Annotated in this window: 17 protein-coding genes; 11 read left to right on the top strand and 6 right to left on the bottom strand. The window is 60.4% G+C overall.

Annotation, left to right across the window (positions count from 1 at the left end; all coding sequences use genetic code 11):
* Positions 1 to 195 precede the first annotated feature (195 nt).
* On the bottom strand, positions 196 to 1,596 hold the full coding sequence (locus TNEU_RS02185; RefSeq protein WP_245521972.1) for an RNA-guided endonuclease InsQ/TnpB family protein: 1,401 nt from the start codon (positions 1,594 to 1,596) through the stop codon (positions 196 to 198).
* Between the two features lie 198 nt (positions 1,597 to 1,794).
* On the opposite strand from TNEU_RS02185, the gene TNEU_RS02190 reads away from it, so the two are divergent.
* Complete coding sequence (locus TNEU_RS02190) at positions 1,795 to 2,223, top strand: DUF973 family protein (protein ID WP_012349808.1); 429 nt, start codon at positions 1,795 to 1,797, stop codon at positions 2,221 to 2,223.
* Positions 2,224 to 2,699: 476 nt separating this feature from the next.
* Here the strand turns inward: TNEU_RS02190 and TNEU_RS02195 are convergent, their stop codons facing one another.
* Positions 2,700 to 3,155: a type II toxin-antitoxin system VapC family toxin gene (locus tag TNEU_RS02195; protein ID WP_012349809.1), complete on the bottom strand. Its 456-nt coding sequence runs from the start codon at positions 3,153 to 3,155 to the stop codon at positions 2,700 to 2,702.
* A complete protein-coding gene (locus TNEU_RS02200; protein ID WP_245521973.1) occupies positions 3,127 to 3,408 on the bottom strand; it encodes an AbrB/MazE/SpoVT family DNA-binding domain-containing protein in 282 nt (93 codons plus the stop codon). The genes TNEU_RS02195 and TNEU_RS02200 overlap by 29 nt, the downstream gene beginning before the upstream one ends.
* A gap of 458 nt (positions 3,409 to 3,866) precedes the next feature.
* On the opposite strand from TNEU_RS02200, the gene TNEU_RS10185 reads away from it, so the two are divergent.
* Positions 3,867 to 5,249 (top strand): CRISPR-associated protein, encoded by a 1,383-nt coding sequence (locus TNEU_RS10185; protein ID WP_187146729.1) that lies wholly within the window; start codon positions 3,867 to 3,869, stop codon positions 5,247 to 5,249.
* A 283-nt stretch (positions 5,250 to 5,532) separates the two neighbouring features.
* Here TNEU_RS10185 and TNEU_RS10500 read toward each other — a convergent pair whose 3' ends face one another.
* The 3 genes from TNEU_RS10500 to TNEU_RS02215 all read right to left on the bottom strand — a co-directional run bounded on the left by TNEU_RS10500 (position 5,533) and on the right by TNEU_RS02215 (position 6,989).
* Positions 5,533 to 5,769 carry a hypothetical protein gene (locus TNEU_RS10500; protein WP_342606872.1) on the bottom strand — a complete coding sequence of 79 codons (237 nt, stop codon included), beginning with the start codon at positions 5,767 to 5,769 and terminating at the stop codon, positions 5,533 to 5,535.
* Positions 5,757 to 6,008 carry a PaREP1 family protein gene (locus TNEU_RS10505; RefSeq protein ID WP_342606873.1) on the bottom strand — a complete coding sequence of 84 codons (252 nt, stop codon included), beginning with the start codon at positions 6,006 to 6,008 and terminating at the stop codon, positions 5,757 to 5,759. The genes TNEU_RS10500 and TNEU_RS10505 overlap by 13 nt, the downstream gene beginning before the upstream one ends.
* 312 nt (positions 6,009 to 6,320) lie before the next feature.
* Complete coding sequence (locus TNEU_RS02215) at positions 6,321 to 6,989, bottom strand: putative CRISPR-associated protein (RefSeq protein ID WP_012349812.1); 669 nt, start codon at positions 6,987 to 6,989, stop codon at positions 6,321 to 6,323.
* 72 nt (positions 6,990 to 7,061) lie between these two features.
* Here TNEU_RS02215 and TNEU_RS02220 point away from each other — a divergent pair, with 72 nt between their 5' ends.
* The 9 genes from TNEU_RS02220 to TNEU_RS02260 are packed head-to-tail and all read left to right on the top strand — an operon-like array spanning position 7,062 to position 13,459.
* Positions 7,062 to 7,865, top strand: coding sequence for an MBL fold metallo-hydrolase (locus tag TNEU_RS02220; protein WP_012349813.1), 804 nt, complete (start codon positions 7,062 to 7,064; stop codon positions 7,863 to 7,865).
* Positions 7,866 to 7,883: 18 nt separating this feature from the next.
* The gene (locus tag TNEU_RS02225) at positions 7,884 to 8,426 is read left to right on the top strand and encodes a hypothetical protein (RefSeq protein WP_012349814.1); all 543 of its coding nucleotides are present in this window, start codon (positions 7,884 to 7,886) and stop codon (positions 8,424 to 8,426) included.
* A gap of 52 nt (positions 8,427 to 8,478) precedes the next feature.
* Positions 8,479 to 10,245 carry a carbon starvation CstA family protein gene (locus tag TNEU_RS02230; RefSeq protein ID WP_012349815.1) on the top strand — a complete coding sequence of 589 codons (1,767 nt, stop codon included), beginning with the start codon at positions 8,479 to 8,481 and terminating at the stop codon, positions 10,243 to 10,245.
* Positions 10,246 to 10,267: 22 nt separating this feature from the next.
* Complete coding sequence (locus TNEU_RS02235; protein WP_012349816.1) at positions 10,268 to 10,516, top strand: DUF7990 family protein; 249 nt, start codon at positions 10,268 to 10,270, stop codon at positions 10,514 to 10,516.
* Positions 10,513 to 11,517, top strand: a complete 1,005-nt coding sequence (locus tag TNEU_RS02240; RefSeq protein WP_012349817.1) for an ArsA family ATPase — start codon at positions 10,513 to 10,515, stop codon at positions 11,515 to 11,517. The genes TNEU_RS02235 and TNEU_RS02240 overlap by 4 nt, the downstream gene beginning before the upstream one ends.
* Positions 11,514 to 12,494 carry an ArsA family ATPase gene (locus tag TNEU_RS02245; protein ID WP_012349818.1) on the top strand — a complete coding sequence of 327 codons (981 nt, stop codon included), beginning with the start codon at positions 11,514 to 11,516 and terminating at the stop codon, positions 12,492 to 12,494. Before TNEU_RS02240 ends, TNEU_RS02245 begins: the two co-directional genes overlap by 4 nt.
* Positions 12,491 to 12,745 carry a DUF7990 family protein gene (locus TNEU_RS02250; protein ID WP_012349819.1) on the top strand — a complete coding sequence of 85 codons (255 nt, stop codon included), beginning with the start codon at positions 12,491 to 12,493 and terminating at the stop codon, positions 12,743 to 12,745. Before TNEU_RS02245 ends, TNEU_RS02250 begins: the two co-directional genes overlap by 4 nt.
* On the top strand, positions 12,735 to 13,166 hold the full coding sequence (locus TNEU_RS02255) for a hypothetical protein (protein WP_012349820.1): 432 nt from the start codon (positions 12,735 to 12,737) through the stop codon (positions 13,164 to 13,166). The genes TNEU_RS02250 and TNEU_RS02255 overlap by 11 nt, the downstream gene beginning before the upstream one ends.
* Positions 13,157 to 13,459 (top strand): hypothetical protein, encoded by a 303-nt coding sequence (locus tag TNEU_RS02260; RefSeq protein ID WP_012349821.1) that lies wholly within the window; start codon positions 13,157 to 13,159, stop codon positions 13,457 to 13,459. The genes TNEU_RS02255 and TNEU_RS02260 overlap by 10 nt, the downstream gene beginning before the upstream one ends.
* Positions 13,460 to 13,467: the final 8 nt, after the last annotated feature.

The raw sequence follows: 13,467 nt of genomic DNA on the forward strand, positions 1-13,467 counted from the left end.
GCGTAGCTAAGCCCCTCGCCGCCTCCCGCAGAGTCAGAACATGCAGATCCCGGGAAATCCCCGTGCCCACATGGGAGACCCATGAGCAACCACGTAGGGGGCGTCGGCGTCTCCCCTCTCGCCCCGGCGGCGTCGGCCTAAGCCGGCGCAGGTGTCGAATCCCAAAGCTCCCAAGTCGATGACCTCCTCCCCGCCCTAGAGGGCGGGGGCCGCACTGTGGGGGTCTCGGCCGTTGCCCCTCTTCGGGGTTAATCCGTTTGACGTGGGGTAGTACGTCTCTATCCTCCTCGGCGCCGGCGTTTCGAAGCCCAGGTTTGCGGCGATGTTTCTCGCGGCGTTTACATCGGCGTTCAGCGCAACGCCGAACTTCCTGCAGACGTACAGCCCTCTATACACTCTACCGTTTTCATGGATTTCGCCGCAGATGGAGCACGCCCTAGACGTGCTGTGTTCGTCTACAACGTACAGCTTTATCCCGTACTCCGCCAGCACCTCCGCCAGCCTCTGCACAAGCCTTCTGTACCCCCATACGCTGACCACGTACTCGCTCTGCTGATCGTGAGCTATGTCCTCTGGATAGCCGACGTAGACCTCCGACACTCCCGATTCCCACAGCATCTCGGCGAGTCCTCTGACCGCTGTATTTCGATAATGCCTCAGCCTCTCCCTCATCTTCCAGAGAGCCCTCAGATATCTCCTATGCCACTCCGCCCACGGCAGTCCCAAGTTCCTCCTCACATCCCGCACGCTCTGGTAGAGGGCCTTCTGCCTCTTCCACCAGAAGTACTCAGCCTTCAGCGGAGTCCCCTTGATTAGGATTGCCTTATCGCTACCTTCAATTACCACGGCGAAGAGGTTGCTTATGCCGACGTCTATGAACGCTCTTTTGTTGCCTCTGGGCTGCCTTATCTGTATTCTGTCGTATGTCCCCCTCACGTACTGCCTAGGCTTGGCCGGCTTTCCAACCTCCACGGTGAGGTAGGCGAACCACCTCCCCCGCTCGTATACGATCTCCAGTCTGCCCTGCTTCCCGCTCCACTTTATCACCCCGGCGTATCTTACGCGCATGCCGAAGTCCTTAAGGACGATGTAGCCCTCGCCGTCGTTGATGGGCTCCACGTAGTATCGGTCGCTTCTGACGATAAGGCGTTTCACCCTTTTGCCGAGGAGTCTGTCCTTCCAGTACCCCGGCGGCGAGACCTTCTTCATGTGGAGCTCGCCGGCGTTCAGCTTGGCCAGGAGGGCGAAGAAGCTGAGCCACGCCTCGTTGTTCTTGTTGAGCACCTGCCCCACGTTGACCTTCAGGACGTCTCTGTACTTCCTGTATACCTCTCTGTACGTGCCCCTTAGGTCTACGCCCTGCTTTGCGAAGAACTGTTGTCTCCTTAAGTAGTTCACCTCGTTCCACGCTTTGGCCGCGGCGTCTGCCAGCTTGTGTAGCTTCCTCTCCTGTGGAGTCGTGGGGAGGAGGCGCAGGCGGGCCGTCCGCGTGGAGGGCATCTGGGCGGGGTGTCCCCCCGCCGGGGCCATCCCACGCTTGGGTTCACCCCCCGCGCGGCGTCCGCCCCTCCCCCTCTTTTTCTCCGCTTTCTTCACCAACTCTGCCACCAAAAAATATAGATGGTTTAAAACCATCCCCGCCCTGATGGGCGGGGCTTGTTGTTTGCGTTGTCACGGGGCTGAGCCACACCCTCGCCGGCCGTGGCCCTCGCATCTCATCTAGTTACCGCCTCTGTAGCTCGAATAGTGCCGGAGTTTTTAGTAAAACTTTAAATATTGAACTGATGTTGAGATATGGCTGCGGGCTTGGAGGGCTTAAGACTGCTGAGGAGCGGGATTCAGTATCTCATCATCTCGGTTGTTTTATCGCTTGTGTTGTGGCTTCTGGGCCCGGTGTTTGGACTCATCGCCGCGGTGGCCGCGTTCGTCCTCGCGATCCTCGGGTTTGTGAAGATCTGGCGGGGCTTCACGGCGCTGGAGTCCGTGGTCGGTAGCACCACCTTGGGCAAGGTGGGCGTGATCTTGATAGTGACGGTGATTCTGGCGATCGTTGGCGTGGTGCTCCTGGGCATACAGCTCTATAAGATAGGCGCCCACTTCAACGAGGGGACTCTGAAGGCTGGGGGGATCGTAACCGCCATACCCCTCATCTCTTTCATAGGACTAATACTTGCATACGTCGGCCTCGGCAATCTGCTAAGCAGCCAGACCGCAAAAGCTTAACAACCCCCTTTTTACCACACACAGCTCCCCCCGACCTTAACCACGACAAGGTCGCGGTCGGCGTAAGTCCTCTTCGACATCCACAGCCGTCGGAAGACGGCGTTGCAACAGAAAGCCTCCCCTTTAGGGCAGGGGAGTAAGTCATCTGGGGATTGGTATGTAGAAACGGAGCGGTCCTCCCCCGCGCCGGGCAGACACTCGAGCTGCTGTGAGGCGCTCCCCGCGGGACCTCTGGACGACACAGCGCATTAACCCGCTCCATGATCACAATGCGGTTGCGCCGGCCTACCTGCCAGTCAGCTGTATATCCCCGAGCCGGCTTGCACCGCCGGCCCACAGGGCGCCGGGATTGTTTCCCACCTAGTTGGGAAATTTCCATCTTATGTGTCCCAACTTTTTGTGACAAATGCGCGGCGTGGGGGTCGTGGCGGGGGGCTTTAGCAGACGGGGCCGTCGATTGGTATATCTGCAGACGCCTAGCGGAGCTCTTCGAGGAAGGCCGCTCCCAACCTACGGATCTCGTCTACGGCGTCCCGCATCTCCTTTTCGATTTTCTTGAAGAGGGCAGTGCCCCCGATTCTCCTGGCGGTGGCTATCACGAGGCAGTCCGGGAGCGCTATCTTTAGCCTCTTCTTGAGCTCTCCGGCGAAGATCGACGTGTGTATGTCCACATCTACAACGTCGGCCCTCCTCGTGACCCACGTCGCGAAGTTTCTAGCCTCTCCGTTGGGGTCCTCTACGCCGGCCGTGTCGGAGATCCTTGACGCGACATACAGCGTCTCGGCTAAGGTGACGGCGTTTACGTAGAGCTCTAGCTCCCCCCTTGCGGCCCTCTGGAAGATGCTTTCGACGAGGCCCCTGTAGGGGGACCTGGCAACGATGTACTCAACTAGTACGCTAGTGTCAAGTACCAGCTTCTTTCCCAAGCGCATCTAGCCTTCTGTCCCACTCCCCCTTCTCCTCCTCAACTGCTTCTTCCACCTCTTCGGGGCTTACATCCACCACCCTGGGCTTAAGCGGCCTTATCACGATAGCCCCCCCGACGACCTCCGCCACGACCTCCTCGCCCTCTTTAATCCCCGCCTCCTCTCTCAGAGCCTTGGGCAGGACCACAACCCCCTTCTTATAGACCCTGAGCACGGCCCTAGACGCCCCGCGTCTCGCCACGACAAAGTTAAACCTCATATTTATAAGTTTAACTGTGGATATTAGGGCTAGCCGAAGCCGCTTGCTACACCGTTTGCCCCTGGGCCCCCTCCGCTGTTCACTGCTGACTCACGCCCGGGGGCTTTCTCCTCGCCCACGCCTTGGCCGGCGCCTACGGCGCGGGGTCGCCGAACAGGAGAAGCGACGGCGTAGCCCCCTCCTCCGGGTGCCGGCCTGAGTTGGGCTAAGACGCCGCCGTAGATGTGCGCTGTTAAGCCCTCCGCCTACGTCGAAAACGCAGAACTTTCATGACTGCAGCCCAGTTGCGCCGCCGTATTTCTTACGCCGGCGTAGCGTTGGTTTTGGTGTCGTACCTCTGGGCTCTCTAAACTCTGCCGTAGCCTCTGCGTGGGGTTCTGCACGTTGTGCTTGCTGGGGGCTCGGCCGCTCTATCCGCGGCCGCGGTTACTGTTATAAGGCGAGGCGTTTACTGCGGCGTGAGGGTTCTCCTCGTCTCCGTGTGGGGGCACCCGCCGGGGTGGAGGAAGGCGAGGTTTGTGGCTGAGGGGGTGGGGGGGAGGGCATTCCGGGGGAGGGCCCACGCCGGGGTGGGGTGCCTCCCCGCGCAGGTGCTGGCTACCTACCTCGCCAAGTCGGGGCTTGAGGTGGCGACGCTGGTGGTGGGCTTCGACTCCGCCGTGGATCCCGGCGGCGGAGACCTGAGGAGGAGGGCTGTGGAGCAGTACCTCATGTGGGCGGAGGAGGTGGAGCTACAGGCCGAGGTGGTGGCGGCGGCCGGCGTGGGGGTGCACCACGGCTGGCGCTTCGAGGGGACGCCGGAGGCTGTCTTCTCAGATGTCTTCAAGGCCGTCTGGGAGAGGTCGGAGGGGGTTTTCCAGATCTACCTCGACCTAACCCACGCCCCTCCCCACCTCGCCGCGCCTGTCTACTACGCCGCGGCGGCCGCGGCAGCGGGTAGGGGGGCCGAGGACAAGCTGGTGGTGGTGTCCGCCGAGGCGGCCGAGGTGGAGGGGGAGCCCTGTCTCCAGGAGGCGCCGAGGCCGCCGGTGGAGGGCACGCCTGTCCTTAGGCTACTCGACTCGTCTGAGCTACAGTCGGTGGTGCAGAGGGTGAGGGAGGCGGCGTCTCTCCGGTGGCTGTCTGCGCCGGGCCGGGCCAGGTGTAGCCGCCTCGGCCGCCTCGTTTGGCTCCTCTCCAACGGCCTGGGGCCGCTGGTGTATCCAGGCGCCGTCTTCGAGGGGTGGGAGCCTTCCTTCGGACCTCCCGAGGGGCCTCCCAAGCTGGAGGAGTCACGGCCGGTGGTGGAGGGGCGCGCCGTCCGCTACCAACACATGCGTCCCGACGCGGCTGTGGACGCCGCGCTTTATCAAGTGTGGAGGGAGCTGGGCCACCTCTTCCCCGGCGGCGCCCCCCTGGTGGACTTCCTCACGGCGGCGGCTGGGGAGCTGGAGAGGCGGGGCGCCCCGCGGGCCGCGGAGGCGCTGAGAGACGCCGCCCGCGAGGCGGCGCAACTGGAGAAGACCTTCACGGCGGTTAACGGCCCAGACTCCGCCATCTGGCCGGAGGTGTGGCACGCAGCAGAGAGGCTGGGCCCCCCGGCGGACCCCCGAGAGTACGTGGGGGAGCTCGCCGAAGCCCTCCCCCAGGCCAGGCGGGAGCTTGAGGAGGAGAGGCGGCGGGTGGCAGAGAGGGGGCCGGACCCCAGGCTGGTGAGGGACTTTCTAACGCGCGGAGGCCTCGCACCCCTCTTCATAAGGCGGATAGACCTCAGAGGAGGCAGAATAGTCAAGGTGGTGTACGACGGCAGAACGGTGGAGCGCCTCCTCAAACACCTGGAGCAGAAGGCCCCGCCCTGCTAAGCCCCCCCTGCGGCCCCCCGGGCCACCCCGCGGAGGCTCCCAGAGGCGGCCGCGGACGGGTCGTCGAGGGCCGGCGGTGCCAACTAGCCGTTCCCCGGGGGCTGGCTGCAGTGCACGAGATTAAAGCGAGGTCGAGAGGGGAAACGGCTGTTTCTCGAGTAGCCAGCACCTCTTCTTGGCCCCGGCTACGTGCTTCTCTGCGGCTTGAAAAGCCGTATGTTAGACAGCGCAGCCCTCTTTACAGCCATCTCCACGCCTACTCGGCACGGGGGACCGACCACGTCTAGAACCCCAGCGACGAGAGGATCTCCTCGATGCCGCGCAACAGCGTTTCGATGTCTCTCCTCGCCGCCTCGTCGCCCCTGTAGGGGCTCAGCACCCCCTCGGGGTCGGGCCCGTTGTACTGGTGTATCCAGAGCGCCTTGTCTGTTAAGGCGTCTACCCTCCCCCCTATCGCCATGGCCACCTCCTTGAGGTACGTCGTCGGCATAACTGCAATAACCCAATCTACCCTGTCCACCCTCGCCCCCTGCCCCTCAGCTTGACCTTGCCAGGGTAGAGCCTGGCCAGCTCCTCCCTCCTCTCCGCGGCAAGCGCCGCCACTAGAGCCTTCCAGGCCTGAAACGCCTTACCGGCGGCGTTTCGCAATAGACCTTGCTCAAGGAACTTTCTAGCCAACGCGGCCTCAGCCCTAGCCTCCTCAAGCCTCACCCTCCTGTACCCCGCCAGGTCGAGCCAAGGCTTAGGCAGAGCCCCCACGACGCCGCTGTAGTTGAAAATTATAAATCTGGCGCCGGACCTCAGAAGGCGTATAGCAGTCCCTAGAGGCGCTAGCCCGCAACCCGGACCGCGGGCTTGAGACGGCGCCGGTCAAGCGATGGGGGGCGACCCGCCGCACCGCATCTGCTCCGCCCGTTACAGCGGCGCTGTGCGCCACAGGTCGCCGGGGAGTGATGACGAAGACCGTGTATGTCCTCCGACGCGCGGCGAGAGTTAGAGAGACGCGTGGCCGACGTCGTGTATAGGGCAGTGCGCCGGCGGCTGTCGCGGCGTGTTAATGGGGGGCCGGCGCTAGGTGTCGCCGAGGAGCTCGGCTAGGAGGGGGTTTAGGGCTCTGTCTGGGGTGAGTAGGCCTATCGCCTCTAGGTGCTGTACATCGAGGCCTAGGGCTCTGGCGAGGAGCCCCTCGTCTATCTCGCCGCGGTGGAACTTCTTCACTGCGTCTGCGACGTCGAGTGGGGTCATGGGCAGTAGGACGGCCTCTCTGAAGGTCTCGTGTATGTAGGCTACTCCGTTGGCGCCGGCGAGATATGCGGCCGCGTAGGTGGACTCTGGCTTGAAGCCGCCGGTGGCTACTACGTAGGCTAGGGCGCCCCCGGCGCGGGCGGTTCGTACGTCTCTGGCCACCTCCTTGGCCAGGTTGAGGAGGCCCTTTTCGAAGTCTTTCCCCAGCTGCTGTATAACCTTGACCTGTGCCTTGACTTGGATGAGGCGCTCGACCGCCTGGGCGAGGGCCTCGGCGGCTCTCCTCCCATCGTCTGTGTCTGTGGCGTACAGCGCCGCCGCGGGCCTGGAGAAGAGGGCGGGCCACCTCTCTCTTAGGGAGAGGAGGGTGTTGAGCTCGGCGGAGGCCCTCCTGGGGTTCTGCACGGCGTACTCCACGATGTCCCGCGCGCCGTCTCTCTGGGCGTTGACCAGGAGGGAGATCCCGACCGTCACGGCGAAGAAGACAGGCCTCATGGCGGCAGATGGAGCGCGTTTTGAATAGTTGCCGCCGGGGTAGCACTTAAATAGTCCTTTCGGGTTTTTGCTATGCGGGTGACGATTCTCGTGGATAACTACCTCACGGATGTCAAATCCATTAGGCACAGGCTGAGGGGGGAGTGGGGGTTCGCGGCATATCTCCACGACCTCAAGATCCTCTACGACACCGGCCTCTCGGGGGATGTCCTCCTGCACAACATGAGGGAGCTGGGGATCGACCCGGACGAGCCGGATGTCCTCGTGCTCAGCCACCGCCACAGCGACCACACAGGCGGGGTGCTGGCTTTCCTAAAGGCGCGGAGGAGGCCCATCACGGTGTACGCCCACCGGCTGATCTTCGAGCGGGCGGCCGTGAGGGACTCGAAGGGGGAGGTGGACATCAGCGCGCCGTTTGACCTCCCGTTTCTCCAGAGACACGGCGCTAGGCTTGTGGCGGTGGAGGAGCCCCGGGAGATACTCCCCGGGGTCTACGTGTCGGGGGAGATCCCCAGGAGGTGGGGCCCCTCCCACGTGGGCGGCGTCTCCGACTTGGTGAGGGACGACATGGCGCTGTATATCTCCAGCGGCGGCCTGGTGGCTTTAACCGGCTGCGGCCACTCGGGGGTCGAGAACATCGTGGAGTACGGCCTTCAGGTGACGGGCGCCAAGAGGCTTAGGGGGGTCGTGGGGGGCCTCCACTTCATGGGCCTCCAGGGGGATAGGGTGGCGGAGGCCGCGAGGTACCTCGCCTCAAAGGGGCCGGAGCTCGTGGTGGGGACCCACTGCACCGGCGTGATGGGGGTTGCCAAGCTGGCGGAGGCGCTCGGCCCCGCGGCGCGGGTGGGGGGCGTCGGCGTGGAAATAGATATTTAGGGGGGCCCCCAGCCTCAAGTGTCCGAGGTAGACCTAGTACTGCTTGCGGTACTCCTCTTCGCAGGGTGGTACCTCGGCGCGTCGCTGGCGGCTAGGTGGATAAACAGGAGGGCGGTATCCCGATGCGGCTGCGAGGCGGCTAGGTGGCTAGGCGGCGCCTCCTCCCTCTACGTCGACTTGAGGTGCGGGGGGAGGCGGGTGGAGGTGTTCATCAACAGACTACCCTGGGACAACCCCCTCAACCTGGCCGCATCACTCGTCGCACGCAGGAGAGGCTACACGGCGGTTAGGCTTAAGGCGGACGCAGACCTCGGGGTCTTCGACGCGTCTAGGGTGGGGTCGGGGCGGCGGATAGGCGCCTTCTACGTCGTAAACACGTCGGGCCCCCGGTGGGCGGTGGAGGCGGCGGCTAAGGCGGGGGAGGAGGCGGGCGCCTGGAGGGTGACCGCCTCCGGCGGCGTCCTACAGCTACTGTTCCCCCACACTGACTGCGGAAGGGCTGTCCAGTCGGCGTTGACCTTCCTTGAAAAGCTACCGCGGGGCCCGCCCGCGGGCGGCTGAACTTCGGCGTCTGTCGAAACAACACTTTATTAGTCCATATTGCTGGGGGGATATGTTTAACACCCCCGCACCATACATACTCCTGGGCCTCGTGCTCTATTTTTTGACATACCGCTTCTACGCCAGGTGGGTAGATAAGAAGATTTGGGAGACCGACCCCAACAGACCCACCCCGGCGAGGCTCTACTTCGACGGCGTTGAGTTCTTCCCCGTCTCTAAATACGTCCTCTTCGGCTACCAGTTCAAGTCCGTAGCCGCGCTCGGCCCCATAGTTGGACCTGTCGTAGCTACTCTGTTTTTTGGCTGGGCGCCGGCGCTCTTGTGGGTTATATTTGGTAATATGTTCATCGGCTGGGTTCAGGACTACTCAGCAATGATGATGTCGATTAGAAGCGAGGGGAGGTCAATGGGCCCCATCACCTACAAGCTACTGGGAGATAAGGCGAGAAAGATCCTACTCATCTATATAATATTCTACCTCATTATCATTACTGCCGTATTTGAGTGGACGATCGTAGACGTGTTCAACCGTGTGCCGGGCACTTTTACAGCGGTATTGTTTGTACTAGCAGGTGGTGTGGTTTTCGGATTGTTGATTTTTAGGATGAGACTCGATGTTTTATTGGCTACGTTGGTTGCTTTAGCTATTGTCCTAGTTGGATATTTCACGGTGGTGCTTTTGCCTTATGCTAGACAGCCTGGGACTAACTTCCTTGATAGCTCTGAGTTTTTTGTTTCACATAATTTCGACAAGAGGTTAACCTATCCAGGCACTTTTACAGTTCTCTTTTGGCTAATAGTTGTATCAATCCTCTATTATATATCATCTATTACCCCAATGCCACGGTTTTTACTTCCGACAGTCTATGTTGGGTATTTGCCTTCAATAATCGCACTTGTATTAGTTCTAATAGCGGCGGTATTTACTCCTATAAGTGGATTAGCTATTCAACAACCTGCGATGAAGGAGTTCTACGTCGATCCTCTGAAGGATCCCCGCGGCGGTCCGCTTTGGCCTATTCTCTTTGTGACAATAGCCTGCGGCGCTATATCGGGCTGGCATAGTCTCGTCTCCTCCGGCTTAACCTCTAAGCAACTGGAGTATGAGACAGATGCCTTACCGGTGGGGGGAGGCGCCATGATGACTGAGGGAGCGGTAGCGCTTTCTTCCATAGCATCTGTTATGGTGTTGGAGCGTGTAACTGGGACAGCGGCAGACTATGTGCAAGGCGCGACTTTGCTCACAACCTCTCTGTACAGGATTCCAGCAGTTTATATGAGTATCCTGTATGGGATTTTCGTCGCCGTTATGGGGCTTATTACATCTATGCTATTTGTGAGGGTATTCAGACTTGTTATGGCTGAGCTGTTTGAAGATACACCGCTTGGCAACAAACATATTTCTACATTACTAATAATCATACTATCTGGGTTTTTGGCGTTTGTAGGTAGCTGGACTAATCTGTGGGTGTTCTTTGGAGGCACAAACCAACTGTTGGCTGCTCTTGCGCTACTTCTAGTCGCTATTTTCCTGGCAAGTATAAAGAAGCCAAATGCGTACGTCTTCATCCCGGGAATTTTCATGACGGTAACTACGCTTGCTGCATTAGCGTGGGAGACCTATGTCTACGGTCTCTACGGAGTTTTAAACACGCCAATGCCAGTGCAGAAGTCCGTAGCTGTACTTTACGGCAATACGCTAGTTCAAGTCGCAAATATTCTGTCAGCGGCCTTCGGTGCCTTATTGCTTGTACTTGGAGTGCTGATGAGCTATTATCTACTAGCCGGCTGGGCCAAGTATCGGAGGGGTCAAAAATAAATATCGGTATCGTTTTTCTGCCATGGGTTTTCTAGACAGGATTAGGGAGGTGGTGGAGGGGCTCACCGTCCATGGCCAATCCACCAGCATTTTGAAGATCAAGGCGCAGATCGACAACTTGTTTATGATTATTACGCTGGGGGACATGTTGGGTATTCCGATCCTCCCGCCTTACTACTCCCTTAGGCTTGTGCCGTATGTCTTCCCCAATATACAGAACTGGAAGAGGTATATGCTTAGGGAGAGGGACTTCACGGATCTGGTGTCATGATCGGCCTCGGCGGTCTCCTTGAGAGGAACCCCCGCCTCAAGGTCTTTATCTACGCGGGGAAGGGGGGGCTTGGGAAGACTACGCTTAGCGCGGCGACGTCGGTTAAGCTGTCTAGCCTTGGGAAGAAGACGCTTGTGTTTAGCACGGATCCTCAGGCGTCGCTGAGCGACGTGTTTGAGCAGAACGTGTTTGGGAGGGGGGAGGTTAAGCTGGCGGAGAACCTCTACGTGATGGAGATCGACGCCGACAAGAAGATTAACGAGTACGTGGCCTCCATCAAGAAGAAGATCGTCGATATGTACCGCCTTGATAAGCTTCCTCCAGACATCGAGGAGTATATCGACAGCGCGGCGGCTGAGCCGGCGATGTACGAAAGCGCTGTTTACGACGCCATGGTGGACGTGGTGTCTGAGGGGAGGTACGACTACTACGTCTTCGATATGCCTCCCTTTGGCCACGGGATTAGGATGATCGCCATCGCTGACGTCATCAGCAAGTGGGTGGAGAAGATCACCGAGCTTAGGAGGCAGGCCTACGAGTACGGCCGTGTGGCGGCTTCGCTTAAGAAGCAGAAGTTGACCTACGAGGACGAGATCTTGAGGGAGCTGGAGTACATCAGGGGGCGTATCCTCAAGTTCCGCGACATAGTTATGAACTCCGAGACGACGGCTTTTATGACGGTCATGACGCCGGAGAGGATGACCATCCTCGACACTGAGAAGGCGCTGGAGATGTTCGAGTCGCTGGGTCTGAGGCTGACGGGGATAGTGGTTAACCAGGTGTATCCGCCTGAGCTGGCTAAGAACCCCGACGCCCCGGCCTACATTAGGCGTAAGGTGGAGGAGCAGCGGAAGTACATGGCCGAGATCGCCGACAAGTTCGGGAAGTACATCATCGCGGTGGTGCCCATGTTGAACAGGGAGCCGAAGGGCCTCGACACGCTTAAGGCCGTGGCGGAGGAGCTCTGGAGGCCGAGCAGGAGGCTGGAGGAGTACATATGAGGCAGCTCCTAGACCAGAGGGTTAAGTACATCTTCTTTGGGGGGAAGGGGGGCGTGGGCAAGACCGTGGTGGCGGCGGCGACGGCGCTCTACCTGGCAGAGTCTGCGGGGGAGAGGACCCTCCTCGCCTCCTTCAACCCCGTGCACTCCCTATCCTCGGTCTTCGGCCAGGACCTCTCGGGGGGCGTAGTTAAGGAGGTTCGGGGGGTGAGGAACCTGTGGGCTGTGGAGGTGCAGTACGACGACATCGTGGAGAAGTACAAGGCGAGGATCTCGAACCTGCTTAGGGAGATGCTTAAGATGGCGGAGCTTTCTGTGGACATCAAACCGCTTATAGACATAGCCACCACCAACCCGGCCTTCCACGAGGCGGCCTCCTTCGACAAGATGATGGACGTGGTTCTCAAGGAGGGGTCGAAGTTCGACCGGGTTATCTTCGACATGGCGGCTGTGGCCAACGCGGTGCGGCTGATCGGCCTCTCCAAGCTCTACGGCGCCTGGCTTCAGAGGACTATAAAGATGAGGATGGAGACCCTCTCCCTGAAGGAGCAGCTGTCTTTCCGCAAGGAGAAGGTTAGGGAGGAGATAGAGAGGGACCCCGTGTTGGCCGAGCTGAAGGACTTATACAGCCGCTATATGGAGGTAAGGAAGGTGCTGACCGACCCGGCCCAGACGCGGTTTGTCTTCGTCACGATACCCACGGTGCTCTCCATCTCGGTGGTGCAGAGGTTTATAGAGATGGTGAAGGCGTACGAGATACCCTTCGGCGGGGTGGTTGTGAACATGGTGATTCCGGGGGAGGAGGCGGCTAGGGACGCCACGGGCTTCCTCAGGAGCAAGTACGAGGAGCAGCAGAGGAACCTCGAGGTGATTAGGCAGTCCTTCTCGCCGCATATCCTCGCCTCGGTTAGGCTTTTCCCCGAGGACATAGTAGGCCTTGAAAGGCTGAGGCAGTTCGTGGCCGAGCTCGTTAGATGAAGGCGCTTAGGGACTTCCTATTTGGGCTCCTCTTCCTCGACCTCTACCACGAGACTGCTAAGTTGAACAGGCAGCTTAACCTCCTCATGTCTATCCTCCTCTTCGGCGACTTCCTGGGGGTCCCCCTCCTCACGAGCTACTACTCCCTGCGTCTTCTGCCCTACGCCTACCCCGCCCTTTCCGAGTTTAGGAAGGAGGCTGTTAAGGAGCACGAGATCTTTGACCTGCTTTCGGAGTACCATGTCCACTGAGTTCAGCTGGCACGCCATTGCGGTGGGGAACAGGGTGCTGGGGCTCTACAACTTCCTGGTGCTGAGCGCCCCCCCGACCTGGCGTATCGTGGTTATGCCCATGGCCTCCGACGTGTTTAAACACAGGGAGGTAGACGGAGTTAAGTGGGTGAGAGATGGGGAGGTTATGCACTTCGTGAGAGACGGGGGGAGGGCCTACGTCCTCAAGATCAAGGCTAGGCCGGGGCGGAGGGTGGGGAAGGGCGAGCCCATCACGGTGGGGGGCCACCAGGGCGTCTACAGGACGTCCAAGGGGAGGGGAGGGCTGAGGCTGGCTGTGGAGTTCTACTGCGACGTAACAGACCGAACCCTCACCGTGGAGCTGGAGGGCCTCGACGGCCTTGACGTCCTCAACTACATAGGGGGGAGCCGGTGCCACTGAAGGTCGTCGTCGTTGCGGTCTTCGGGGGTAGGGCCGGCCCGTGCCGTAGTTGCGTATACGCCGCGGGGGCCGCTGGGGTGGACGCCACCGTGGAGATGCCCGGCGACGACCTCAGCTGGCTCCCCCGCCTCCTGAAGAGGCTGGGCGCCCCGGCGGAGGTCCACCTGGTCCACGCCCTATCGCTACGGGGGCTCTACTTCATGGTTAGGTACCGGACTGGGAAACTACCTCTCGTCCTTGTAGACGGGAGGAGGATAGAGCCGGGGGAGCTGAGGCGGCTCCTCCAGGCGTAAGTTGTTTA

Source organism: Pyrobaculum neutrophilum V24Sta, from assembly GCF_000019805.1.
Lineage (GTDB): Archaea > Thermoproteota > Thermoprotei > Thermoproteales > Thermoproteaceae > Pyrobaculum > Pyrobaculum neutrophilum.